Below are 25,574 nucleotides of genomic sequence, written 5' to 3' on the forward strand. Positions count from 1 at the left end.
GCGCAGATCAGCCCCCCAGGGGCCTGGTCAGGCCGTGGCAGCGTCGACGGCGACGTCGGGCGCCACCTGCGGCTGCGCCAGGGCGCGCAGGCCGACATGGGAAAACTGCAGGTGGGCCAACAGGTGCTGCGCCTGGGTGGCAACCGGGCACGGCAGGATGCGCGGGCCGGCCTCGGGGCGCTCAGGGGACATCATTACGCTCGACATGATCTGATTCTTCTCGGTGCATTCCAGTTCGCCGCAGGGCTCCGTGCCGCGCGGAATGCGCACCCTATATCAATTCATGGACGAATGTGTGACGCCGCCTGCACGGCGCCCGGATCAGTGCCCGCCCGGCGCGGCACCCTCCGCCTGCGGCCGGCCCAGGCGCTCCACCAGGGTCTGGCTGGCCGCGTTGAGCCCCACCACGTCCACCTGCGCACCGTGCGCACGCAGCTTGGCCGTGACCCGGTCCAGCGCCCCGACCGCGCTCAGGTCCCAGAAGTGGGCGTGGGTCAGGTCGATCACCACCCGCGCCGGGACGTGCTGGTAATCGATGCTTTCGGCGAACTGGCCGGCCGAGGCAAAGAACACCTGGCCGCTGACCCGGTAGGTGCGCACGCCGTCGGCGTCCACCTCATCGGTCACCACCAGCAGGCGGCCCACCTTGCGCGCGAAGAACAGCGCCGAGAGCAGCACGCCGGTCAGCACGCCCTTGGCCAGGTCATGGGTGGCCACAGTGACCACCACCGTGGCCACCATCACCACCGAGGAGCTCTTCGGGTGCAGGCGGAATTCGGCGAACGAGCGCCAGTGGAAGGTGCCGATGCTGACCATGATCATCACCGCGACCAGCGCCGCCATTGGAATCTGCCGCACCCACTCCGCGCCGTACACCACCAGCAGCAGCAAGAGCACCCCGGCCCACAGGCACGACAGCCGGCCACGCCCGCCGGAGGATACGTTGATCACCGACTGGCCGATCATCGCGCAGCCGCCCATGCCGCCGAACAGCCCGGCAGTGATGTTGGCCAGGCCCTGCCCCGCGCACTCGCGGTTGCGCTGGCTGGGGGTGTCGGTCATGTCTTCGACGATCTGGGCGGTCATCATCGATTCGAGCAGGCCCACCACCGCCAGCGTGGCCGACACCGGCAGCAGCAGTTTCAGGGTGTCCCAGGTCAGCGGTACGTCCGGGAACAGGAACACCGGCAGGCTGTCGGGCAGCGCGCCCATGTCGCCCACCGTGCGCACGTCCCAGTGCAGTCCGATCGACAACGCAGTCAGCACCACGATGGCCACCAGCGCCGAGGGCACCGCCCGGGTGATGCGGGGAAGCAGATAGATGATGGCCAGGCCGGCGGCGCACACCGCCCAGACCTGCCAGGAGCGGCCGATCAGCTCCGGCATCTGCGCCAGGAAGATCAGGATGGCCAGGGCGTTGACGAAGCCGGTGATGACCGAGCGCGAGACGAAGCGCATCAGCGCACCGAGCTTCAAGGCGCCGGCCACCACCTGCAGAAGACCGGCCAGGATCGTCGCAGCCAGCAGGTACTGCAGGCCATGGTCCTTGACCAGATCGACCATCACCAGTGCCATTGCGCCGGTGGCGGCCGAGATCATGCCGGGTCGGCCACCGGCGATGGCGGTGACCACCGCGATGCAGAACGAGGCGTAGAGGCCGACCTTGGGGTCGACCCCGGCGATGATGGAAAAGGCGATCGCCTCGGGGATCAGCGCAAGCGCGACCACGGTGCCGGACAGCAGGTCACCGCGGATGTTGCCGAGCCATTGCTGGCGCAGCGGGTATGAAACGGACATGGGGGTCAGGGCGATTCCAGAAGGGCGCCATCATACCGGTCAGAGCATGGCCCGTACGGTGCGCAGCAGGTCGTGCACGCTGAACGGCTTGGGCAGCAGTGACATGCGCTCGCCCAGGAACTCGTCGCGCACCGCCGCGCGCTCCGTATAGCCGGTGATGAACAGCACCGGCAGCGCCGGGCGCAGCGCGCGTGCGGCGTCGGCCAGCTCGCGGCCGTTCATGCCGGGCAACCCGACATCGGACAGCAGCAGCTGCACCTCGCGGTCGGAATGCAGTTCCAGCAGCGCCTGCTGGGCGTTGGTGGCCTCGACCACCTGGTAACCGGACTCCACCAGCATCTCGCGCACCATCATCCGCACCGAATCGGTGTCGTCCACCAGCAGGATGCGTTCGGCGTGGCCACGTTGGACCTGGGCCGGCGTTGCCGCTGCTTCGGCGGCCGCCTCCCGACCTTCAGGCAGCAGCAGTTCGATCTCGGTACCTTCGCCCAGCTCGCTGGCGATCCGGGCGCTGCCCCCCGACTGGCGGGCAAAACCGTAGGTCATCGACAGGCCCAGGCCGGTACCCTCGCCCTGCGGCTTGGTGGTGAAGAAGGGCTCGAAGACCTTGCCCCGCAGCTCCAGCGGAATGCCACTGCCGTTGTCGATCACCTTGACGCTGATGTAATCGCCCGCGGAAAGCTCGTGGTCGCGTTCGATGTGCACGCGGCCGGCGCGCAGCCGGATCAGCCCCTGCCCGGCCAATGCGTCGCGCGCATTGATGACCAGGTTGAGCATGACATTCTCGAACTGGTTGGCGTCGGCCACCGCCACCAGCGGTTCGCCTCCGAGCTCCAGTTCTAGTTCGATGTTTTCGCCGATCGAACGGCGCAGCATGTCTTCCAGCGACCGGATCCGGGCGATCACGTCGAAGGGCTGCGGGTCCAGCGGCTGCTTGCGCGCAAACGCCAGCATGCGCTGGGTCAGCCCCGCGGCGCGGTGCGCCGAGGCAGTGGCAATGTCGACGTAACGGCTGGCCTTGTCCCATTTGCCACTGCTGGCGGCGATCTCGATCATGTCCAGGCCGGAGATGATCGTGGTCAGCAGGTTGTTGAAGTCGTGCGCGATGCCGCCGGTGAGCTGGCCCAGCGAATCCATCTTCTGCGCCTGCATCAGCTCCATTTCGGTGCGCTCGCGCTTGGCGATCTGGAAGGCTAGTTCGCTGTTGGCGCTTTCCAGTTCCTGGCGCTGCTCCAGCTCGCGCACATGCCGCTCGGTGATGTCTTCGACCAGCACCAGGCCCAGGCCGGGCGTGCTGTAGGGCGTGACCCGCCACTCGGTCATGCGCCGGCTGCCCAGCAACGGCAGGGCAAACGTGCCCTGCCAGCGTTCGCCTTCCGCGAGGGCGACCTTCAACGCACTCATCGGGCCTACCTGGTGATCGAGCAGCGACTCGATGTCGCCGGCGCCAAAGTGGTCTCCCAGCAGCCGTTTGAACGCATCGTTGGATTCGTGCACGTGGAGCCGGGCATCAAGCACGCCGATCGGCGTGCTGACCTGGCGGAAAATCTCGGCGAAACGTGCTTCGGCCTCGCGCAGCGCGTCCTCGGCGCGACGCGCGCGAAGCAGGCTGCGCAGGGTGGCGAGCAGGATGTCCGGGTCCACCGGATGGATCAGGTAGGCGTCGGCGCCGGCATTGAGGCCGGTGATCAGGTCGCCGGTGGCGATGGACGCCGCCGACACGTGGACCACGGGCAGCAGCTGCAGGCGCGGGTCCGCGCGCAGCTCACGCACCACGTCGAAACCGCTCATGTCCGGCAGGTTCACGTCCAGCACCAGCGCGCCGAATTCCTGCGCCTTCAACTGCGCCAGGCCCTCGCCACCGGTACCGGCTTCATCCACGCGGAACCCGTGGTGCTCCAGTACGCGGCGCACCGCATAGCGGGTCGCCACGTTGTCGTCGACGATCAGGATGCGGTCACGCGTCGGCATCGGCGCCCTCCACCGCGGCAAGCTTGATCGGCAGGGTCACATGGAAGTTCGATCCCACGCCCACTTCGCTGCTCACGCCCACCGTGCCGCCCAGCAGTTCGGCGAAGCGCTTGCACAGCGACAGGCCCAGGCCGGTGCCGCGCAGGCGCTTCTGCAGCGGTGTATCCACCTGGACGAAATCTTCGAACAGCGTCGGTAGAAGGTCCTGCGGGATGCCGATGCCGGTATCACGCACGCTGAAACACACCGATTGCGTGTCCACCCGCTGCGCCGAGACGATCACCTGCCCGTTCGGCGTGAACTTGAGCGCATTGGAAATGAAGTTGCGCAGGATCTGCGCCAGCTTCTTGTCGTCGGTGTAGAGCATCGGCAATGCGGGCGGATCTTCGAACACCAGATCGACCTGGTTGCCCTCGATCAGCGGACGGAACATGCCGCGCAGCGCAGAGAACAGGTCCATCAGTTCGAACCAGGCCGGCGAAATGGTGATGCGCCCGGCCTCGATCTTGGCCAGGTCCAGCAGGTCGTCGACCATCTCGCGCAGCTCGCCGGCCGAACCGCTGATGAAGCGCACCTGGCGGCGCTGCTCGTCCGTCAGCGGGCCGTCCATGCCGTCTTCCAGCAGGCGGGTCATGCTCAGGATCGAGCCCAGCGGGGTGCGGAACTCATGGCTCATGTAAGAAAGGAACCGGCTCTTCAGCTCGGACACCTCGCGCAGCTGCTCGGCCTGCTGGTCCAGCTCGGCGTACAGGGCCAGCACGCCCTGGTTGGTCTCCTCCAGCTCCGCGCGCAGGGCATCGGCCTGTTCGCGCAGCTGCTGGACTTCCTGTTCGGTCGTGGGGGCGTTCAATGCAGGTCTCCAAGCCGCAGGGCAACGATGCCGGTGTCGTCCCGACCACGATCAAAGTCGCGCTGCAGGACCGCCACGATCAGGGCCGGGTGGCGGTGCAGCAATCCAGGGTAGTCGCGCAGGTTCCAGCGGGCCTGCAGTCCGTCACTGTGCATGAGCAGCAGCGTGCCTGCGGGCGCGTGAAAATGGAATGGTTGTGCCTTGCGGAACTGGACCCCCACGATCCCGGGGTGGGAGGCCATGCCCCGGGTGCTGGTGGGTTCATGCAGGGCGGCGGCAATGTTGCCGATACCGGCGAACTGGACGGCGCCATTGGCCACGTCCACGCGGGCCACCGCCGCAGCCCCCCCGCGGGTGCCGGACATGCCGGCGTGCATGGCCGCAATCACATCGGGGGGCGAGGCGTCACCGCGCCTGGCTACGGCAGCAACACCGGCCTGGGCCGCATCGGAGGCGGACAGGCCATGGCCCAGTCCGTCGATCAGGGTCAACGCGACCGACTGTCCATCCGCGCGCAGGTGCCAGGCATCGCCGCAGGCCAGTTCGTGCCGCATCGCCAGCCGCAGCGCGCCATACGGCACGTCCACGTCACGCGCGGCGCGGCTGGCGTAGATGCGGGCCAGGATCACGCTGCCCTTGTCGTCCGACCAGGCATCCAGCACGGTGGCTTGGCGCTGGATCGCGCCCAGTCCCTGGCCTTGGGTACCGCCGGTGGAATAGCCATCCGGCAACGACTGGGCGAGGGAAAAGCCGGGGCCGGCATCGAGCGTATGCAGCTCCACACCGTCACCGCCGCGACCGCACACGACGGACAGGTACATCCGCCCGCCGCGTGCGTGCTTGATCAGGTTGGTGGCCAGCTCGGTGGCGGCCAGCGCGACGCGCCCGGCATCGACCTCGTCAAAGCCGATCGCATCGGCCAGCGACTGTGCCGCGCGGCGTGCCTGGCCCACCTGCGAGACTTCTTCCACCACCACGACCTCGGTGACCCGACCGGAGAAGTTCAGATCCATTTGATGATGGTAATGCGGGTGCCCTTCCCCGGAGCGCTGTCCAGGTCGAACTCGTCCACCAGCCTGCGCGAGCCGGACAGACCCAGACCCATGCCGCTGCCAGAGGACCAGCCGTCGGTGAGCGCCTGGGCCACGTCGGGGATGCCGGGACCGTTGTCGGAGAACACCAGCTTCAGCCCGCGACGAACGCCGCTCTCCACCACGAACCATTCCATGCTGCCGCCACCACCGTAGATGACGGCATTGCGTGCCAGCTCGCTTGCGGCGGTGACCAGCTTGGTCTGGTTGATCAGGCTCATCCTGTTGGCCACGGCCAATTGGCGAACCGCCTGGCGGGCCAGTACCACGTCCTGTTCGACGCAGATCGGCAACGATCCACTCGGCGCGCTCATGAGGCGTCTTCGTCGGTGCGCTGCAACAGCGCCATGCCACGCTCGACATTGAGTGCGGTGCGCACGCCGGCAAGTGTCAGGCCGAGCTCCACCAGGGTGATCGCCACCGCCGGCTGCATGCCTACCACCACGGTGGTGGCATCCATGATCCGGGCCAGCGAGGAGATGGTGGAAATCATGCGACCGATGAAGGAGTCGACGATATCCAAGGCAGAAATATCAATCAGCACGCCACGCGCGGAGGTCCGCTGGATGCGATCGCTCAGATCGTCCTGCAGGGTCAGCGCCAGCTGGTCATGCATGTCGACCTGGATGGTGACCAGCAACAGGTCGCCCATCTGCAGGATAGGAATGCGGTCCATTTCAGTAGGCAGCCTTGGTCACCACCTGGCCGGTGCGCTTGAGCGCCAGCGCCAGCGCGTCGGCCAGGTTGGCCTTGGTCACGATGCCCTGCAGGTCCAGGCCCAGGTGCACGATGGTCTGTGCGATCTGCGGACGTACGCCGCTGATGATCGCGTCGGCGCCCATCAGGCGGATGGCGGTAACCGTCTTGAGCAGATGCTGGGCGACCAGGGTGTCCACGGTGGGCACGCCGGTGATGTCGATGATGGCGATCTCCGAGCCGGTCTCGACGATCCGCTGCAGCAGCGACTCCATGACCACCTGAGTGCGCTGGGAATCGAGCGTGCCGATCATCGGCAGCGCGAGGACACCTTCCCACAGCTTGACCACCGGGGTCGACAGTTCCAGCATTTCTTCCTGCTGCCGCTGGATCACTTCCTCACGGGTCTTCTGGAACGCCTTGACGCTGTGCAGGCCCAGGTCGTCGATCAGCTCCGAGATCACCCACAGCTGCTCGCCCAGCGTCTTTGCGTCGTCGGTGAAGGTGTTCTGGATCAACTCGAACAGCGGGCGCTTGAGCGAGAACAGGAAGCTGGCCGTTTCCGAGGAACTGAACCCCTTCAATACGCGATCGCGCGAGAGCTGTTCGAGGAACTGGCGGATCTCCTGCCATTCGTTGCCGCCCACCCCGCCGGCACCGGCCGTGGACAACGCGGCCTGGAACAGGCGCCAGAATTCGCGGGTCTGGTTCTCCAGCTCGCGGGCGCCGATCCGGCCATCCTGGCCCTGGGCGGCCAGCTGCCCGGCCCACTGTGCCAGGACCGCGTCCTGGTGTCCGCGAAGAAGGTCGATGGTGCGCTGCTGCAATGCCGCCATGGGGGTAGTTCCTGCAGGGAAAGTGAGAGAGCCCCAACGCGAAGTCGCGTCAGGGCTCGAGTGGCCCCGAGCTTAAATGAATTCAGGTAGAGGCACCATCACGACACCCGATGCCGCGTGAAAGGCGCGTGCACAAGACTGACTGATTCACATAGTCAGGGCGGGTCCGAGCCGTTCGACTGTTCGCGACGCCTGCGCACCGCAAGTATCTGGCCAACGATGGCAGTGAGCAGGATCAGGCTGTTGGTCACTACGAATACGGTGGAGCCCAGCAAGGCGCTGTAGATGATGAAGAGGATGGAGGCCGTCATCTGCCCGACAAACAGCCAGGTCGACACGCCTTCTGCCGACGCCTCACGGTGTTGCTTGTAGATCTGCCTTGCCAGGGTGGCGATCAGCACCACGGTCGCGGCCCAGCCCAGCAGGTCGGCAGGCTGTTCCATCACTCGGGCACCATGCGCGACGGCAGCAGGCCCGCCCCCGCGCCGACCACCTCACGTTCCAGCGCGCGCAGGAAACTGCTGAAACCGTGCTCGGCACGGGCGGTCCGCCGCGCACTGGTAGCCACTGCGGGTCGGGCGAGCCAGGCGATGCGGGCGCCGCTGCGGGCGATGGCATCCACCAGGGCCACGTCCTCGCCGGTATGCAGTTGCGCGAAACCACCCGCCGCCACATAGGCCGGCGCACTCACGCCGAGGTTGGCACCGTGGATATGCCGGTGCCCGTCCCGCGCCACTTCCCGTTCGGCGAATGCACGGCGCACCCGGTCCGGATAGTCCAGCCAGTCCCCGACCCCCACCACGCCGCAGAACGCGTCCGCACCGCAGCTGACCTGACGCGACAGCCAGTCCGGTGGCACCACGCTATCGGCGTCGGTGCTGGCGATCCAGCGCGCACCGCGGGCCAGCGCGAACGTGGCCGCCGCCGCACGCGCGCTGCCCACGCAGCGTGCATCGACCGCTACGGTGGCCGCGCCGTGTGCCGCACAGATCGCCCCCGTCCCGTCGCTGCAGGCATCCAGCGCCACCACGACCAGGACCTCCTCGCCGTGCAGCTGGGGGTCGGCAGTCGCAGTGGCAATGGCTGCAAGGCAGCGGCCGATGGACTGCGCTTCATCGTGTGCCGGCACGATCACGCCGATCATCGCAGGCCTTCCTGTTGCGCCACGCTGGCGAGCCCGGTGCCCCAGCCCTGCAGCACCATGTCGGCATCCTGGTAGCAGAACACTTCTTCCAGCCCGCGCGCGAAGGCGCGGTGCACCTGCAGCGCCGAACTCAGGGCCGCGTCGAAGGGATGCAGCCAGTGGCAGGCGAGCAGCAGCCCGTCATCGGTCAGACTGGCCCGCAACTTCGCCGCCATCTCGACGACTTCCTGCGGCGGCAGGTAATAGCCCACCTCGCTCACCACGATCAGGTCGAAGCGGCCGTCCGGCCATTGATCGGGATGACGGGCCTGCGCCAGGCGCACGTTCGGCCGGTCATACGTGGTCGCCGCAGCGTCCGCCAAGGCAGCCGCGTTGAGGTCGGTGGCGAGCAGTGCGTCGCAGCGGCCTGCCAGCTCAGCCGTGAGCACTCCGTTGGAACAGCCGAGCTCCCAGCCGCTGTGGTAGCGCTGCCGGGTCAGGCAGGCCAGGGTCAGCGCCCGCTTGCGCGCCTCGTACCACCTGTTGCGGTACTGGAACGGGTCCGGCTCCCGGTAGATCTGCTCGAAGTATTCGGCGACGCTCATCCGATCAGTACCTCATAAGGGCGGTGGAACCGCGCCAGAACGTATTCGGGCAGGATCGGCTCGCACTCCAGGTCGCCCACGGCGCCGGTCTGCGTGGCAAAGGCCGATATCGCCCGTTGCTTGCGCGCCTGCGCGTCGGCGCACAGGGCAACGCGCTGCGCGCTCGGCCACGGCCCTGATTCCGCCGACGGGTCCAGCCAATGCCAGGCCCAGACCGGGTACTGCAGCACGCGTGCGCCGCAGCTGAGCGCCGCTGCTGCCGCCGCCCGCCCCACGGCCTCGTGATCCGGGTGCGCGTCCTGGACCCATGGCGCGACCACCACGTCGCCCGGCAGCAGGCGTCCGGCCAGGTGCGCGGCGAGGTCGGGTTCATGCCGTGCAACCGCGCCATCGGGAATGCCGAGCGCACTGACATGCGTCGCGTCCATGCCCAGTGCCTGCATCGCGCTGGCCAGCTCGCGCCTGCGGGCATCGCGAAGCCGGGAGTGCGACCAGCGTGGGTGATCGGGATAGCAGGCTTCGCCGTCGGTAACCGACACCACCTGCACGTTGCAGCCTTCGGCCAGCGCCGCCTGCATCAGGCCACCGCAGGCCAGCACTTCGTCATCCGGATGCGGGGAGACCACGATCAGGCGACGCGCGCCGAGCAGTACGGTGTCGGCCCGCACCGATGGCAGCGCCTCCAGCCACGCGCAGGTCTGCCACGCGGACTCGGGCGTGCCCCGGCCCTCGATACGCACCGTTACAGCGTCCACGGATCCTCCTGGCGCTGGACCGCCCTGCCCAGTTCCGCCCAGTCCCGATCCGCATGGCTCTGTCGGATGAACACCGTGAGGTCGGACCAGCGCTGGGCATGCTCCGGATCCAGGCACATCGGCGCCGGCCCCAGCGCGCGACCCACCGCGTCCAGTACCCGCGTGCAGGTGCGCTCGACCACGCTGCGCACGCGGATCACGTCGGTCTGGTGGGACCGCGCAGGCATCGCATCGATCCACGCGGCAAGCTCACGCAGCAACGCGGCGGAGGACTGCAGGGCCATGTCGACCTCGCCGAGCAGCGCGGCTGCCTGGGCGTCGCCATCCACCCGCGGCGAGCGCTGGAGTGGCGACGCCAGTGCCACAGCAGCCCCGTACCAGCACGCGGCAATCCCGGCGCCGCCGTGCCAGAAGCCCGGCCGCGCCAGGTACGCGCCCGGCGCACCGACCGGTTCGGCATGCACCTGGTCGAACTGCACGGTGCCGCTGGGAATCCCGCCCATGCCGGTGGCATGCCAGGTCTGCGGCTGCAGCAGCACACCCGGCGCATCGGTCCGGATGCACACCAGCCGCGAGCCCTCGCCATGGCGCGCCGTCACCAGTGCCACGTCCACCAGCCCCGCCCCCGAACACCAGGGCTTGCTGCCGCTGACCGTCCCGGTTTCATCGTCGAAACGAAGCGTGGCCTGCGGCCCCTCGGCAGCCCAGACCGCCGCCAGGGTGCCCTCACCCAGCAAGGTGGCATGCAGGTCCGCCAGGATCGCCTGCGCGTCGAAGTGCGCTTCCAGCACTTTGGCGATGCACAGGTCGCGCGCGGCCAATGCGGCCAGCAGGCGCCAGCGCTCCAGTGTGTGGCCCCGACCGGGCAGTGGCAGCGAGGGCTGCCGGTTCAATACCTCCCGCGCGGCGGCTTCAAGTGCGGGGGCAGCGTGGTCGGAGAGCCTGTCCATGGCAAAGGGATACCCTGCCTCCCGTCTCGGATCAGTGACCGGGGTGTGTGGATACCGTGCAGTGCGCGCGGAAGCTGCGTTGAAACACCCGGCTCCTCACGGGGCTGACGGTGCCGATATGCGAAGCTATGGGGTGGCTTCCTGATCACGGTACCCGGTGGGGGTTGAACGAATGTCGTCCTGGAATGTGAGTGACCGCGCGCTGGATGTGTCCAGCTGCGCCCAAGAACCGATCCGCACGCCAGGCGCCATCCAACCGTACGGCCTGATCCTTGTCCTGGATCCGCAGACCCTGATCGTAAAGGAACGTGCCATCGCGCAGGCTGACCTGCTCGGCACGTTCGGCGATCCGCTGGGCCACCCCATCGACGACGTATTCGGAGGCGCCCTTGCCAGGTGCAGGCCGGCGCTGGAAACCATCAAGCCGGGCACCACGCAGTTCCTGGGCGCGCATGCCATCGGTCCCCATGACGGCCACCACACGCTGGCCCACCGGCTCGGCGATGACCTCATCGTCGAACTGGAAGCACCGGTGCCCGGCGAGCCCGGTTCGCTGGAAGACCTGTACCCGGCGATCCGCCGCTTCATGGAAGCGATCGAGCGGGTCGAGACCACGCGCGAACTGTGCGAGCTGGCGTCGGTGCAGATCCGCGAGCTGACCGGTTTCGACCGCACCCTGGTCTACCAGTTCGACAAGGACTGGAACGGCGCAGTGGTGGCCGAGGACGGCAACGGCGTGCTGCCGAGCTACCTGGACCTGCGCTTCCCCGAATCCGACATTCCGGCCCAGGCGCGTGCACTGTACCGGCAGAACCGCGTGCGCCTTATTGCCGACAGCAACTACCAACCGGTGCCGCTGGTCCGCAGCGCCGGCCACGCCGGTCCGGGGCCGACCGACCTGAGCCCGGCGATGCTGCGCAGTGTGTCCCCGGTGCACCTGCAGTACATGCGCAATATGGCCACCGGCGCCTCGATGTCGGTCTCGCTGCTGCGCGAAGGCGAGTTGTGGGGGTTGATCTCCTGCCACAACGCGCAGCCCAAGCGCGTGCCTTACCACGTGCGCACGGCCTGCGAGTTCATCGGGCAGATCCTGTCGCTGCAGATATCCCTGAAGGAACGTGCCGCCGTCGTCGAGGCACGCATCGCACGTCGCGCCATCCAGGTGCGGCTGCTGGGGCGCATGGCGGGCGACACCGACTTCATGGCCGCGCTCGGCCGCGACCAGCACAACCTGCTGGCACTGACGCAGTCCGCCGGTGCCGCCATCGTGCACCGGGGCGAATGCCTGCTGCATGGCGAATGCCCCAACCGCTCGCAGGTGCTGGAGCTGGTGCAGTGGCTGAGCGTGCAGCAGCACGAAGGCGACCTGTATTGCACCGACCGGCTGCCGCAGCTCTGGAAACCTGCCGAAGCCTTCGCCGACGTCGCCAGCGGCGTGCTGGCCATTTCAATTTCGCAGATCCACGACAGCTTCGTACTGTGGTTCCGCCCGGAAGTGGTCCGCACCGTACGCTGGGGCGGTGACCCGCGCAAGGAAGAGACCGGCCTGCCACTGTCGCCACGCACTTCGTTCGAAGGCTGGAAGGAAACCGTGCAGCGGCAGTCGCTGCCGTGGGACGACGTCGACCGCGATGCCGCGCTGGAACTGCGCACCGCCATCGTCGACATCGTGCTGCGCAAGGCCGAGGAAATGGCCGCGCTGAACGAACAGCTCCTGCGCAGCAACAAGGAGCTGGAAGCGTTCTCGTATTCGGTCAGCCACGACCTGCGTGCGCCCTTCCGCCACATCGTCGGCTACTCGGAACTGCTCTGGGCCTCGGCGGCGGAGAGGCTGAATGATTCAGAGAAGAGATTTCTGGATACCATCGTCGAGTCCGCACAATCGGCTGGAACGCTGGTGGACGACCTGCTCAGCTTCTCGCAGATGGGCAGGTCCACGATGGGTCAGATCTCAATGGACATGACCGCCCTGGTCGAAGATGTGCGGCACAAGCTGGATATGGAGTACGCCGGGCGCTCGATCCGCTGGCAGATACCGCATCTGCCCCGTGTTCAGGCAGACCCGGGCATGCTCCGCCTGGTCTGGCAGAACCTGCTGTCCAACGCGATCAAGTTCACCCGCGACAGCGCCCAGCCCACCATTGAAGTGGGCCATGAGCGTGGCGACACCGAAGACGTGTTCTACGTGAAGGACAACGGCTGCGGTTTCGACATGCGCTATGTCGACAAGCTGTTCGGGGTGTTCCAGCGCCTGCACCATGCGGACGAGTACGAAGGTACCGGCATTGGCCTGGCCAACGTGCACCGCATCATCACCCGCCACGGCGGGCGCACCTGGGCCGATGGCCGGGTCGGCGAAGGTGCCACCTTCTTCTTCACCATTCCCTTTGTTACTGGAGACAACCTATGAGAGATCTGCGGCCGATTCTGCTCGTGGAAGACAATCCGAAGGACGCTGAGCTGACGATGGCCGCCTTGGCCCGTTGCCAGCTCCTGAACGATGTCACCCACGTGCGGGACGGTGTCGAGGCGCTGGAATACCTGCGCGCCGAGGGACGCTACGCGGATGCGCAGCACGGCGGTCCGGTGGTGGTGTTGCTGGACCTGAAGCTTCCCAAGCTCAACGGACTGGAAGTGTTGAAAGAGATCCGCACCGATGCCTCGATCAGCAGCACCCCGGTGGTGATGCTCACCTCCTCGCGCGAGGAATCGGACCTGGTCAGCAGCTACGAGCTGGGCGTGAACGCCTTCGTGGTCAAGCCGGTGGACTTCAAGGAATTCCTGGAAGCCATCCAGGGCCTGGGCATGTTCTGGGGCATCACCAACCAGCCCCCGCCGCACGGCACGTTGTTCGGCGCCAAGAGCCGCACCGATGTCTGAAAGGTTGAACGGCGCTTCGATCCGCATCCTCATGGTTGAGGACAGCGCGCTCGATGCAGAATTGATAACGCTGCAGCTGCGGCGCGCCGGTATCGCGTTCACCGCTGAACGCACCTGGTCGGAAGCAGGCATGCGCGATGCGTTGGCCACCGATGCCTTCGACGTGATCCTGGCCGACCACGTGCTGCCCGGGTTCAGCGGCGACGCCGCCTTGGTGCTGGCCTGCGAGCTGGCACCTGAGGTTCCCTTCATCTTCGTTTCCGGCACCCTGACCGAAGAACTGGCGGTCGAGGCGTTGAAGCGTGGTGCGCGCGACTACGTGGTCAAGGCGCGCCTGCAGCGGCTGCCGGACGCGGTGTTGCGCGCGATCAAGGAAGCGCAGGAGCGACGCCATCTGCAGCGGGTGGAAAGCGACCTGCGCGACAGCCAGCAGCGACTGCATATGTACGCCATGGCCCGCGACATCGGCGAACTCAAGCAGGCGCAGGCCCAGTTGACCGCCAGCAATGAATCGCTGGAGCGCCAGGTCAGCGAACGCACCTCGGCCCTGCACCGCAGCGAAAGCCGGCTGCAGGCGCTGTTCGAGTCCAGCTTCCAGCACCAGATCCTGTTGACCCTGGACGGCCGCATCATCGACACCAATTCCGCCGCGCTGGACGCGATCCTGGCCGGCAAGGAGGACGTGCGCGACGCGGTCTACTGCGAGTCGGCCTGGTTCGCCGATACCGACGGCGTGCCGGTGATCGTGTCAGGTGCGGTGCACGACGCCGCCGCCGGCACCGCCTCGCGGCACGAGCTGGACCTGCGCCTGCCCACCGGCAAGCGCAGTTTCGAATTCTCGTTCCGGCCGCTGTACGACCATCAGGGCAGCGTGACCGCCGTGGTCGCCGAAGCGGTCGAAACCACCGCCCGCCGGCAGGCCGAAGAGGCGCTGCGCCAGAGCCAGAAGATCGAAGCGGTCGGCCAGCTTACCGGCGGCATCGCGCACGACTTCAACAACATCCTGACCGTCATCGCCGGCAACGTGGAGTACGCCAAGCTGCTCACCGACCGCCTGGGCGATGCCGCCGGTGGCTCGGCACGCGCCCTGGACAACGCGCTCAAGGGCGTGATGCGCGCGGCCAACGTGACCCAGCGCCTGCTTGCGTTCTCGCGCCGGCAGCCGCTGCGCAACATGCCGGTGGACCTCAACGCGCAGGTGCGCGACATGGAAGACATGCTGCACCGCTCGCTGGGCGAGCTGGTGCAGCTGGAAATGGTGCACCACCCGGACATCTGGTGCGTGGAGGTCGACCCCAGCCAGCTTGAAGCCTCGGTGCTCAACCTGGCGGTCAACGCACGCGACGCGATGCCCGACGGCGGCCGCCTGGTCATCGAGGTGGACAACGCCCACCTGGATGACGACTTCACCGCACAGAACCCCGACGTACCGCCCGGCCGTTACACCATGCTGCGGGTCCGCGACACCGGCCACGGCATGTCCGCCGAAACCCTCACACGGGTGTTCGAGCCGTTCTTCACCACCAAGGAGGTCGGGCGTGGCACCGGTCTTGGCCTGTCGATGGTGTACGGCTTCGTCAAGCAATCCGGCGGCCACGTGCTGGTCGACTCTGCGCCGGGCAGCGGCACCGCGATCACGCTGCTGTTCCCACGCTCCGACGCCGAGCTGCCACAGACTGGACAGACCGAGCAACGCGGGCTGGGCGGCTATGAGATGCAGGACGAAGCCACCGTACTGGTCGCCGAAGACAACGACGACGTACGCGCCTATACCGTGGACACCCTGCGCCAGCTCGGCTACCGCGTGCTCGAAGCGCACGACGGCCCTTCGGCGATGCGACTGCTGGAACGTACCGACGTCAGCGTGGACCTGCTGTTCTCGGACATCGTGATGCCGGGCATGTCCGGCTGGGAGCTGGCCAAGCGCGCGTTGTCGCACAAGCCGGCGCTGCGCGTGCTGTTCACCTCCGGCTATCCACGCGACATCGACGCCAGTGGCACGGTGGGGCGCAGCATTCCGATCCTGGCCAAACCGTTCACCCGCACCGACCTGGCCGGCGCGATCAGGGGCTCGCTGAAGGACGAAGCCGCCGCCTAGGGCGGCTTCGCCTGCATCCTGGCGGGTATCAGCCCGCCTGGCCCAGCCGGACCTGCAGGGCGTGGATTTCTTCCTCGCTCAGGCCCACCGCCTTGAGGTAACCCGCCGCGCCGCCGTACTGCGCGTGCAGCGCGTCCAGGAACATCTCCATGTTCTCCGGTGCGGTGCCGCCCATGCCGGCCATCTTCCGCGCGATCTCCGGGTGCTGCTTGATCAGCGCCATCATCTGCACGTTCATCGCGCTGTCCTTGGGCTGGCCTTCCAGGTAGTGGGCGGAGATCGCATAGTTGTGCACGATGTCCGCGCGCGGCACGCCGGCCAGGTCGAGCAGGATGCCGGAGATGATCCCGGTGCGGTCCTTGCCGGCGGTGCAGTGGTACAGCACGGCACCGTCCTGCTGCGCGGCGATGCGCTGGAACACGTCGCGGAACTGCGGCTGGTTGCTGCCCAGCCACTGCACGTAGGCCGCGCCCAGCGAATCCGGGAAGCTGGTCATCATCTTCTGCAGGTCCATCTTCTCGGTGCCCATCAGCGAGATGCGCTGGTAGTCGAAGCGGGCATCGTTGGCCAGCACGTCCGGGGACTGCTGCAGTTCGTCGCCGGTGCGCAGGTCGATGTCCAGTTTGACTCCAGCGGCGGCCAGCCTGTCGCGGTCGGCAGCGGTCAGGCGGCTGAGGTCGGCGGTACGCACGAAGGCCGTTGCCGGAATCGGGCCGTTGCGGCCCTGCAGGCCAGCGAAGGTTCGTACATTCCAGGCACCTTCCAGCGCCAGCACGCGCTGCGCGTCATCGGCGACCGGCGTGACGTTCGACGCTGCCGGGGTGGCCACCTGCGGTGCAACGGCCCTGGCGGCCGCCTGCGGGCTGGCCGTGACGATCCACGGGGTCAGGGTCAAGGCGATGGCCATGCTCAGGGACAGTGGGTTCAATACATTCATCGGTAGGCTCCGGGATCAGAAGTGCACGGCCAGTTCCAGGCCGTAGGTACGCGGGTCATTGAAGATGCCGGACTGGCCCAGCGCGGCATTGTTGAGCTTGTAGAACAGGTGCTCTTCATCGAGCAGGTTGCGCGCCCACAGCGAAACATCCAGCGTTGCGCCAGTGGCATTCAGCGGCATGTCGACCAGTGCGACGCGTCCGTTCACCACGAACGAGCTGTCGGTGAGCTCCTGGTCGTACTCGCTGGTGTAGTAGCCGTCCGACCAGTTGCCGTCCAGGTGGAACTTGAGCGCTGCGTTGTTGGCGAACGGCACCCAGTAATCCATCGCCAGGCTGCTGGCATGCTTCGGCGCCAGCAGCGGCTGCACCGTAACCTCGACGCCGGCGCCAAATGGATCCTGGGTGGTCAGCGAATCGATGTCCGTGTACGCGTGGGTGAAGGCCAGGGTGAGGTTGTCCACCGGCATGATGCTGAATTCCAGCTCCGCGCCGCGCGACTTGGTGCTGCCGTTGGCGTTGGTGGTCACCATGGTGGTGCGGGTTTCACCGCTGTTCGGGTCGAACGGCAGGGTGAAGTCCATCTGCTTGTGCTCGATCTTCGAATCGAACAGCGCCAGGTTGAAGCGCGCACGGTTGTCCCAGAACTGCGATTTGAAGCCCAGCTCGAAGGCAGTCACTTCTTCGGGATCGAACGCCGTGTAGGTGGTCGAGCGCGAGTTCGCGCCACCCGCCTTGAACCCGGTGCTGTACTTGGCGTAGACCATCGCGTTGTCGCCTACGTCGTAGGCCACGTTGACCATCGGGTCGAAGCGACCCCAGGCATCGTCGAAGGTCAGGTCCGTGGCCAGGCCGTTGACGGTGTACAGGCTGCCGTTCTTCTCATCGCGGGTGTAGCGGCCACCGGCGGTGAGGTGCAGGTTTTCCAGCGCGGCCGGGGTCCAGGTGGCCTGGCCGAAGATGCCAAGGCTGTCGGTCCATGCTTTGCTGGCGCGGTCGATGCGCACGTTGGCCAGGTTGAGCGGGTTGGTGGCCGGATTGAGCGTGTAGCTGTTGCCACCCGGGCCCCACAGCAGCATGTTCGGGGTCTGCGCGTTGTCGCCTGCGGTCTCGTGGTAGTAGAACGCGCCCACCAGGTACTGGACCTGTGAGGTCTCGCCGATCAGCTGGAATTCCTGGCTGTACTGGTGCTGGTATACCTGCGCCAGGCTGTAGCGGCCGAACGGCGTGTTGGCACCGCCATAGGCGGAGATCGCATCGACCAGGCCCATGTCGAACTGGCCCTGCTCCAGCTCGCGGTAGGAGCTGATCGACTTCAGTTCCAGATTCTCGCTGAGCGTCCAGCCCATGTTGAGCAGATGACCGCTGGTGCGCCCGATGTTGTCTTCCTGCGGGCCGCCCAGGATCGCGCTGTCGCGGCGGTCCTCGCTGGCGCCGGCCTTCTGCAGCGGGCTCAGGTACGGGCCGGCCACCAGCACCTGGGTGTGGTACGGCGTGGTGGCGTCGTAGGAACGGTCGAAGGCGTACAGCGCGGAGAAGGTGTCGCTCGGCTCCCACAGCGCGCTGACCCGCGCACCGCGCTTGTCGTAGCTGTTGAAATCCTGCTCGCTGCGCATCGGGTTGTCGGTGGTGCCGCCGCGCTTGGCCTGCACGGCATCGATCTTGACGCTGACATCGCCCACCTTGGGCAGGTCCAGGTGCAGCGCGCTGTTGTAACCGCTGTAGTTGGCGACGCCTGCAGTGACGGTGCCGCCGAACTCACCCGTAGGCGCCTTGGTCACGATGCTCACCGCACCGCCCTCGGTGTTGCGTCCGAACAGCGTGCCCTGCGGCCCTTTCAGCACTTCAATGCGCTCTACGTCGTAGAGCATGGTGCCCAGGCCCTGCGAGCGGCCAAGGAAAACACCGTCCACGTAAATACCCACACCCGCGTCGCGCGCCGGCTGGTTGGCGTCGCCGGAAGCGCCGATGCCGCGGATGCCGATGTTCAGCGCCGAACTGCGCGTGGCGAACGGGGTGACCCGCAGCGAGGGGATCGCACCGTCGGCGAAACTGCCGAGCGAGATCGCGCTGCGGTCCTTGAGCATGCCGGCGTCGACCACGCTGACCGAGATCGGCGTCTGCTGCAGGTTGGTGGCGCGCTTCTGCGCGGTGACCACCACCTGGTCCAGCGCGACCACGTCAGCGGTTGCGTTGGCGGCCGCATCGGCGGCCGTGTCAGCGGGAAGGATCGAGTCGGCAAAGGCCAGCGAGGGCAGCAGCGCGGCGATCGCGAGGGCAAGCACCTGCGGGCGCAGGGCAACACGGGAAAGGGAAGGACGCATGGGGTTCCGGTCGCGTGAAGGGTGGGCAAGCCGGCGCAGTCTGCGCAGCCTCCATGACAAATGAATGACCGTTCATTCTCATTTCCAATGCACTACCCTATCGGCATGGACGACCACGCAGACCGACAATGACGCCTCCCGACACTTCCCCCGCCCCGACCGCGAACGCGGCGGCCGCGCGCGCAGACGCGCAGCGCCAGCGCATCCTCGATGCTGCCCAGCGCTGCTTCGTCGCCCACGGCTTCCATGCCGCATCGGTGAGCGGCATCGCCGCCGAAGCCGGCATCAGCCAGGGCTTGATGTACCGCTACTTCGAGAACAAGCGCGCGATGATCCTGGCGTTGATCGAACGCCAGCTCGGTGCCGACCAGCGCTCGATCGGGCAGATGGCGCCTTCCAGCGAGCTGGTCGAGGGGCTGCTCGCCTGTTACCAGACCTGGGCACGCGGCGAGTCGATCAGCCGGTACGACACCGCCATCGCCAGCGTTGCCCTGTACGCCGAAATAACCGCCGAAGCGCAACGCGATCCAATGGTCGCCGAGGTACTGCGTCGGCATGACAAGCACACCAACCAGGGCATCTGCGCCTGGCTGCGCGCGCATGACCAGGCCCGCGGCAAGGCGGTGGACGAGGCGGCGCTGCGCGCACGCACGCTGCTGTTCCGCATTACCGTGGAAGGCCTTGCCATGCGCGCCGTGCGTGACCCGGACCTCTCTGCGGACGAGGTGCGTGGACTGCTGCGCCCGGTAATTTCCAAGGTTGTGGATTCGAAAACCGCGAGGGATGAATGATGACGCCGCTCGACAAACCCCTGCGCCGCGAAGTGCAGATCGGCGATGAGACCTACACCCTGACGCTGGATCCGGAAGGACTGAAGCTGGTGCTGAAAGGACATCGCAAGGGCGTGGACCTGCGCTGGGCGGACCTGGTCAACGGTGATGCCGCGTTGGCAAAGGCGTTGCAGGCGTCGCTCGCTGCGCCCTAGCACTTCACATCTCGTGAAGTGTTGTCCTTGACTGCACCGCGTTGATCTCGTAACGCGTGCTGCGTCCCCCTCCGGGAAGTCGGCGCAGACAGCCCTTCGCCACCAGATCAGCCAGATGGCGCGACGCGGTGGCACGCGAAACCCCTGCCACTGCGCGGTACTGGCTGGCACTGATGCCCGATGCGAACCCGCGCTCGCCCCCATCCAGCAGCCGGTTCAGCACTTTCAGCTGCTCGGCGGCCAGGGAGAACTGCGGGTGCTGGCGCCAGAAGCGTGCCTTGGCCAGCACCGCATCGATGCGCGCGGTGGCCTGCAACAGACTGTGCAGCAACGTTTCCAGGAACCACCGCAGCCATTCGGTGATATCCATTTCGCCTTTCTGGCTGGCTTCCAGCACGCGGTAGTAGCCCGCGCGGTCATGCAGGATGCTGGCCGACACCGCATGGAAACGGATCACCTGCGGCTCCGCCTGCGCCAACGCCAGGTCGGTCACCGCGCGCGTCAATCGCCCGTTGCCGTCATCGAACGGATGCAGGGTGATCAACCAGAAGTGTGCGACACCGGCTCGCAGCAAGGGGTCGACGTGCGGGTCATGGCGGGTGGCGGAAAACCAGTCGAAGAACGCGTCCAGCTGAGCTTCAAGCCCATTACGGGGTGGCGCCTCGAAATGCACCGTGGGCCGGTCGACACGCCCGGAGACCACCTGCATCGGTTCGTCGCCGCGCAGGGCACCCACCCGGATCCGGGAGGGAAGAAAGCTGTCATCGGCGGGGAACAGCCACCTGTGCCACTGGAGCATGCGCTGCAGGTCCAGCGGGCGCTCAATCTGCGTGACGGCGTCCAGGGTCAGGTCGGCCAGCCCCTCGCCGCGGGCGCTGATGGCGACCTGCGCGTCCATGCCCAGCCGCCGTGCAAGGGAGGAGCGCACCGATGCCACGTTCAAGCGCTCGCCTTCGATCGCTGACGAGGTGATCACGTTGGCCAGCAGGGCATCCAGCGCGTCTTCGGCGCGCTCGGCGTCGTTCTCGGCGCCCACCATCCCGGTCAATTGTCCTTGGGCCTGGGCACACGCCCGCAGCAGAGGCGCCAGCTCAGCCTGCTGCCACTGGAACGAAGGCCAGTCGGTGTTCTGCCATATCCAACGGGAAGCCATGACGTCTCCTCTGAGGACTGTGAGCCGAATAACACCTCTATGCGCCTCACAACATGAGGCGAATACTACCGTTATTCGCCTCACGATGTGCTCTGCGTCCCGTAAGTGAGACAAAAACGAAAGATACGTTGCAGTACTGTTTACGCTCTGTTAATTCTTTGTGCAGCGCACCAGCCCCTCTGGCACGCAAGGAGAACCAACCGGATGAGTACCTACGCGAACGACTAAACCCACAATCTGACTGCAAGGTGCATGCATGGACTACCGCATTGGCAAGTGTGTTCACGCTCCGAAAGCAATTTCGCCATTGGCATCTGCAGTAAAGGCGGCACTGGCCGCCGCGCTGCTGGTCAACAGCTCCGTCGCGGTGGCACAGGACAGCAGCCCTCCGGGCACTCCTGAAACATCCACCCTGGACACGGTCTCGGTCCTCGGCAGTCGTACCAAGCCGCGAACCGTTTCATCCTCGGCAGTCCCGATCGACATCATCAGCGGCGAAGAATTCCGCAACCAGGGCGCCACCGACGCGCTCGACCAGCTCCGCGTACTGGTTCCCTCGTTCAACGTCAGCACCATTCCCATCGACGACGCCGCCAGCCTGATCCGACCGGCCAACCTGCGTGGCCTGCCGCCAGACAACACCCTGCTGCTGGTCAACGGCAAGCGCTTCCATCGCGCTGCGGTCATCACGTTCCTGGGTCACGGACTTTCCGATGGAGCGCAGGGGCCGGACCTCTCGGTGTTCCCCTCCCTCGCGCTGGAGCAGGTAGACGTGCTGCGCGACGGCGCTGCGGCGCAGTACGGCTCGGATGCGATTGCAGGGGTGATCAACTTCGGCCTGAAGAAGATCCGCGAAGGCGGCACTGCCGAAGTATTCGCCGGTCAGTTCTACAAGGGCGACGGGCTTACCACCCAGTACTCGGCGCAGATCGGCCTGCCCCTTACCGAACGCGGCTTTGCCACCCTCACCGCCGAGTGGCGCAAGGCCGACGACACCTCGCGCAGCGTGCAGCGCGACGACGCCGCCGCCGCCATCGCCGCCGGCTACCCGGGCGTAGGCGATCCGGCCCAGGTATGGGGCTCCCCGAAGATCGACGACGACCTGAAGCTGGTCGCCAACCTGGGCCTCAGCACCGACGCGGTGGATTTCTACCTGTTCGGCAACTACGCCAAGCGCGACGTGGACGGCGGCTTCTACTTCCGCGACCCCACCGCGCGTTCGGGCGTGTACTCCAACGACGGCGGCGAGACACTGCTGATCGGCAACCTCACCGGCGCCGGCGCCTGCCCCACCATCGCGCTGCGCGATGGCGGCGGCAACCTGCTGCCGTACAGCACCGTCAGCGGAGCGGTCGCCGCGCTGCCGGCCAACTGCTACACCTTCCTGTCCAGCCTGCCGGGCGGCTTCACCCCGCGCTTTGGCGGCAAGCTGGAAGACAGCTCGATCTTCGCCGGCGCCAAGGGCAACTGGGGCGACTGGTACTGGGACGTGAGCGGTTCCTGGGGTCGCAACGATATCGAGTTCATCATCTACAACACCGTCAACGCGTCACTGGGCCCGGACCAGCCCGAAGGCCTGTACTTCCGGCCCGGCGGCAACACCCAGACCGAAAAAAGCGTCAACGTGGATGTGACCCGCGACTTTGAAACCCGCTTCACCTTCCAGCCGCTGCGCCTGGCCGCCGGCGCGGAATGGCGCGAAGAGAGCTTCAAGATCAGCCCCGGCGATGGCCCCTCCACCGCCATTGGTCCACTGACCGAACAGGGCTTCGCGCTGGGCTCGAACGGTTTCAACGGCTTCAGTACCCGAACCGCCGGCACCTTCGACCGCCGCAACTGGGCGGCCTATGCGGACCTGGAAGCGCAGGTCACCGAACGCTTCCTGCTGGCCGGTGCACTGCGCTTTGAAGACTACGACTCGTTCGGCAGCACCACCACCGGCAAGGTCACCGGGCGATTCGACTTCAACGAACACTTCGCCCTGCGCGGTGCGTACAACACCGGCTTCCGTGCGCCCACGCCCGGCCAGGCCAACATCAGCCAGATCAGTACCGTGTTCGGCGGCACCGCGCTGGAGGACATCGCCACCCTGCCGCCGACCAATCCCATCGCGCAGCTCAAGGGCGCGCGGCCGCTGACCCCGGAGGAGTCGAAGAACGTGTCGCTGGGTGCGGTCTGGACCGAGGGCGACTGGCTGTTCACCCTGGACGGCTACCAGATCAAGGTCGAGGACCGCATCGCACTGAGTACCAGCTTCGCGGTGACGCCGGAGGAGCGTGCGGCGCTGGTGGCGGGCGGCAGTCCCGAAGCTGCTTCGATCTCGCAGGTGACCTACTTCGGCAATGCCTTCGACACCACCACCACCGGCGTGGACCTGGTCACCAGCTACCGCAGCGGCCACTTCGGCGGTACCACCACCTATTCGCTGGCGGCGAACTGGAACAAGACCGAGGTCGATCGCTTCGACACCGATTTCATCGACGAAGCCCGCGTGTACAAGCTGGAGAAATCGCTACCCAAGACCAAGGGCTACTTCAGCATCCATCACCAACGGCAGATCTTCAACGCCAGCCTGCGCTTCAACTATTACGGTTCCTTCTACGAAGACCACCTGGACAGCGGCGTGATTTCAGCGGCCGACGGCGGCCTGCCGATCTACGGCGGCAGCGCGTTGATCGTGGACGCCGAAGTGGGCTGGAAGTTCGACTCCGGCCTGTACTTCAGCCTCGGCGCGCAGAACCTGTTCGACCGCGCACCGGGCAAAAACCCCTGGTCCGGCGTAGCCGGCGCGGAGTACCCGGTGCACACCCCATACGGCTTCAACGGCGGGTTCTATTACGCGCGGGTGGGTTGGAAGTTCTGAGTCTGGGCAAAAAGACCACCCCGCCGTTGTGGGCGGGGTGGTTGCGCGTTTGGTGATCACGTGCGCTTGCGTGAAATCAGGCGGCGAGCAGTTCTTTCTGCTCGTTCTGATCGTAGTAATCAGCATTGGCGATTACAGTTTTTGCGCCGATTACGTCGGTCGCCTCTCGGGCTGTCCACATTGACTGCTCGCCACGTCGAAACCCGTGCAGCCCCTTCAGCTGGGCACCGCGCGGGTGCACAGGTGGTGGAGCTGGCGGGAATCGAACCCGCGTCCGCAACGCATCCTCTCTGCTTCATACAGCCATAACCCGTTGCCAACGACTGCATTCGGGGGTTCTCGCCACACACGGCGATGACGTATTGAAGCGCGGTGCATTGCCTCCCGCTTTCAGGAATCGCTCACCGCCGGCTGACGGCGTCGACGCCCGAGCCTTTTCGCCGCCTCGCGTGCCGGCACCAGCAGCGCGATGCCCAGCACAATGCCGCCCAATCGCGCCCAGCCCGGGGCGCTGGCGAGCTGATGGATGTCATCGGGGACGACCACCACCAGCAGGACGACCGCGAACTGGGTGCCGATGTACGCGAAGGACTTTCCGCTGTTTTCGATATGGCGGCCCGCCCAGACCCCCAGGCACAGCAGTGCCACCGCCAACGGCAGGTGGTGGTGCGAGACCACAAGTGCGCCTGCGGCGGCCAGCGCTCCCAGAGCACAACCGGCAAACCGGTGCGCGATGCGGGTGCCCACCGCGTTGCCCTCCCCGTCGAGCGATAACAACGGCACCGTCATGACCGCCATGATCGTGATCGCCGCCTGTACCAGCGTGCTTGCGCCCAGCAGCGGCGACAACAACGGCAGCACGCCCAACACGCCCCCAGCCAACAGCGCATGCGCTGCCGCCGCTTTCTGCCATCCCGGTGGTGCGTTCTCCACGGTGTCCGCGAACAGGTGCTGGGCGCCCTGGATGCGCGGCCGCACCGTCCACGCTGAGGCCAAGTTGACCAGGATACCTGCCGAGGTTCCTGCAGCCACCTCCAGCACCCGGGTCAACGCAAACGCATGCACCGCCATCTGCGGCTGCTTGAGGCTGTCAAGCGCGACCATTGCGAAGGTGAGGCCGGTAAACAGCCACGCATGGCTGTGCCGGCGGGTGATCGCCGCGTACAGCGTAACCGTCCCCATGAACAGCAGCGCCAGCGCCACCACCACCGGCGTGTCTGCCATGCGCGTTATCAGGGCCCAACCCATCGCAGCGCCCACCGCCGTACCCAACAGCCGAAGCACGCCGCGTGACAGGGTCTCGGCCAGCTGCGTGCGCATCACCATGAAGCCGGTGAACGCGGCCCAGCCTATGTTGGTCGCACCGATGGCATGTGCAATCACGATGGCGAGCAACACCGAAAGCAGTGCTTCCATCTCGTCCAGTCCACGCTGGCGCCAGCGCGCGCGCGAGCCCAGCTCGCGCGCCATGGCACCCAGCAATGACGCGGCGCTATGCGCGACCCTGGCGGTGCGCATGGCGGTGAGCGATCACAACAAGGTGGACGCGGAACCAGTGCATACCGATCAGCCTGCCTGAAGGGTCGTGTGCCGTGATCCCAGTATCGCGCAACGCAGCCCGCCCCGGTGGCCCGGCGCCATTGCTGCCTGATCGGCAACACC

Annotated in this window: 23 protein-coding genes; 6 read left to right on the forward strand and 17 right to left on the reverse strand. The window is 66.7% G+C overall.

Annotated elements, in window-relative coordinates; translation table 11 throughout:
* Positions 1-27 precede the first annotated feature (27 nt).
* The 13 genes from PDM28_RS16555 to PDM28_RS16615 form a co-directional block, all read right to left on the reverse strand.
* A complete protein-coding gene (locus PDM28_RS16555) occupies positions 28-207 on the reverse strand; it encodes a hypothetical protein (protein ID WP_311182877.1) in 180 nt (59 codons plus the stop codon).
* Positions 208-321: 114 nt separating this feature from the next.
* On the reverse strand, positions 322-1,797 hold the full coding sequence (locus PDM28_RS16560; protein ID WP_311182878.1) for a SulP family inorganic anion transporter: 1,476 nt from the start codon (positions 1,795-1,797) through the stop codon (positions 322-324).
* A 39-nt stretch (positions 1,798-1,836) separates the two neighbouring features.
* A complete protein-coding gene (locus PDM28_RS16565; RefSeq protein ID WP_311182879.1) occupies positions 1,837-3,768 on the reverse strand; it encodes a response regulator in 1,932 nt (643 codons plus the stop codon).
* On the reverse strand, positions 3,755-4,618 hold the full coding sequence (locus PDM28_RS16570; protein ID WP_311182880.1) for a sensor histidine kinase: 864 nt from the start codon (positions 4,616-4,618) through the stop codon (positions 3,755-3,757). The genes PDM28_RS16565 and PDM28_RS16570 overlap by 14 nt, the downstream gene beginning before the upstream one ends.
* Positions 4,615-5,631, reverse strand: a complete 1,017-nt coding sequence (locus PDM28_RS16575; RefSeq protein ID WP_311182881.1) for an ATP-binding protein — start codon at positions 5,629-5,631, stop codon at positions 4,615-4,617. The genes PDM28_RS16570 and PDM28_RS16575 overlap by 4 nt, the downstream gene beginning before the upstream one ends.
* Positions 5,622-6,023, reverse strand: a complete 402-nt coding sequence (locus PDM28_RS16580) for an anti-sigma regulatory factor (RefSeq protein ID WP_102945949.1) — start codon at positions 6,021-6,023, stop codon at positions 5,622-5,624. The genes PDM28_RS16575 and PDM28_RS16580 overlap by 10 nt, the downstream gene beginning before the upstream one ends.
* Positions 6,020-6,385: an STAS domain-containing protein gene (locus PDM28_RS16585; RefSeq protein ID WP_311182882.1), complete on the reverse strand. Its 366-nt coding sequence runs from the start codon at positions 6,383-6,385 to the stop codon at positions 6,020-6,022. Before PDM28_RS16585 ends, PDM28_RS16580 begins: the two co-directional genes overlap by 4 nt.
* Before the next feature lies 1 nt (position 6,386).
* Positions 6,387-7,241, reverse strand: coding sequence for an STAS domain-containing protein (locus PDM28_RS16590; protein ID WP_311182883.1), 855 nt, complete (start codon positions 7,239-7,241; stop codon positions 6,387-6,389).
* 155 nt (positions 7,242-7,396) lie between these two features.
* Entirely contained in the window at positions 7,397-7,684 is a 288-nt protein-coding gene (locus PDM28_RS16595; RefSeq protein WP_311182884.1) for a PQ-loop repeat-containing protein, read from the reverse strand.
* Positions 7,684-8,385, reverse strand: a complete 702-nt coding sequence (locus PDM28_RS16600) for a glycosyltransferase family 2 protein (protein ID WP_311182885.1) — start codon at positions 8,383-8,385, stop codon at positions 7,684-7,686. Before PDM28_RS16600 ends, PDM28_RS16595 begins: the two co-directional genes overlap by 1 nt.
* On the reverse strand, positions 8,382-8,969 hold the full coding sequence (locus tag PDM28_RS16605; RefSeq protein ID WP_311182886.1) for a methyltransferase: 588 nt from the start codon (positions 8,967-8,969) through the stop codon (positions 8,382-8,384). The genes PDM28_RS16600 and PDM28_RS16605 overlap by 4 nt, the downstream gene beginning before the upstream one ends.
* Entirely contained in the window at positions 8,966-9,724 is a 759-nt protein-coding gene (locus PDM28_RS16610) for a PIG-L deacetylase family protein (protein WP_311182887.1), read from the reverse strand. The genes PDM28_RS16605 and PDM28_RS16610 overlap by 4 nt, the downstream gene beginning before the upstream one ends.
* Positions 9,712-10,674, reverse strand: coding sequence for an acyl-CoA dehydrogenase family protein (locus tag PDM28_RS16615; protein WP_311182888.1), 963 nt, complete (start codon positions 10,672-10,674; stop codon positions 9,712-9,714). The genes PDM28_RS16610 and PDM28_RS16615 overlap by 13 nt, the downstream gene beginning before the upstream one ends.
* A gap of 172 nt (positions 10,675-10,846) precedes the next feature.
* On the opposite strand from PDM28_RS16615, the gene PDM28_RS16620 reads away from it, so the two are divergent.
* The 3 genes from PDM28_RS16620 to PDM28_RS16630 are packed head-to-tail and all read left to right on the forward strand — an operon-like array spanning position 10,847 to position 15,652.
* Positions 10,847-13,084, forward strand: a complete 2,238-nt coding sequence (locus PDM28_RS16620) for an ATP-binding protein (protein WP_311182889.1) — start codon at positions 10,847-10,849, stop codon at positions 13,082-13,084.
* The gene (locus tag PDM28_RS16625) at positions 13,081-13,554 is read left to right on the forward strand and encodes a response regulator (RefSeq protein ID WP_311182890.1); all 474 of its coding nucleotides are present in this window, start codon (positions 13,081-13,083) and stop codon (positions 13,552-13,554) included. Before PDM28_RS16620 ends, PDM28_RS16625 begins: the two co-directional genes overlap by 4 nt.
* A complete protein-coding gene (locus PDM28_RS16630) occupies positions 13,547-15,652 on the forward strand; it encodes a response regulator (RefSeq protein WP_311182891.1) in 2,106 nt (701 codons plus the stop codon). The genes PDM28_RS16625 and PDM28_RS16630 overlap by 8 nt, the downstream gene beginning before the upstream one ends.
* A 28-nt stretch (positions 15,653-15,680) precedes the next feature.
* Here the strand turns inward: PDM28_RS16630 and PDM28_RS16635 are convergent, their stop codons facing one another.
* Complete coding sequence (locus PDM28_RS16635) at positions 15,681-16,589, reverse strand: tyrosine-protein phosphatase (RefSeq protein ID WP_311182892.1); 909 nt, start codon at positions 16,587-16,589, stop codon at positions 15,681-15,683.
* 15 nt (positions 16,590-16,604) lie between these two features.
* Positions 16,605-18,911, reverse strand: coding sequence for a TonB-dependent receptor (locus PDM28_RS16640; protein ID WP_311182893.1), 2,307 nt, complete (start codon positions 18,909-18,911; stop codon positions 16,605-16,607).
* Between the two features lie 128 nt (positions 18,912-19,039).
* Here PDM28_RS16640 and PDM28_RS16645 point away from each other — a divergent pair, with 128 nt between their 5' ends.
* A complete protein-coding gene (locus PDM28_RS16645) occupies positions 19,040-19,702 on the forward strand; it encodes a TetR/AcrR family transcriptional regulator (protein WP_311182894.1) in 663 nt (220 codons plus the stop codon).
* Entirely contained in the window at positions 19,702-19,896 is a 195-nt protein-coding gene (locus PDM28_RS16650; RefSeq protein WP_102945960.1) for a hypothetical protein, read from the forward strand. The genes PDM28_RS16645 and PDM28_RS16650 overlap by 1 nt, the downstream gene beginning before the upstream one ends.
* 4 nt (positions 19,897-19,900) lie before the next feature.
* Here PDM28_RS16650 and PDM28_RS16655 read toward each other — a convergent pair whose 3' ends face one another.
* Positions 19,901-21,049, reverse strand: coding sequence for a Fic family protein (locus PDM28_RS16655; RefSeq protein ID WP_311182895.1), 1,149 nt, complete (start codon positions 21,047-21,049; stop codon positions 19,901-19,903).
* Between the two features lie 307 nt (positions 21,050-21,356).
* Here PDM28_RS16655 and PDM28_RS16660 point away from each other — a divergent pair, with 307 nt between their 5' ends.
* Complete coding sequence (locus PDM28_RS16660; RefSeq protein WP_311182896.1) at positions 21,357-23,912, forward strand: TonB-dependent receptor plug domain-containing protein; 2,556 nt, start codon at positions 21,357-21,359, stop codon at positions 23,910-23,912.
* Between the two features lie 390 nt (positions 23,913-24,302).
* On the opposite strand, the gene PDM28_RS16665 is transcribed toward PDM28_RS16660, so the two are convergent.
* Positions 24,303-25,382, reverse strand: a complete 1,080-nt coding sequence (locus PDM28_RS16665) for an FUSC family protein (RefSeq protein WP_311182897.1) — start codon at positions 25,380-25,382, stop codon at positions 24,303-24,305.
* Positions 25,383-25,574 lie beyond the last annotated feature (192 nt).

The sequence above is a fragment of the Stenotrophomonas aracearum genome (assembly GCF_031834615.1).
Lineage (GTDB): Bacteria > Pseudomonadota > Gammaproteobacteria > Xanthomonadales > Xanthomonadaceae > Stenotrophomonas > Stenotrophomonas aracearum.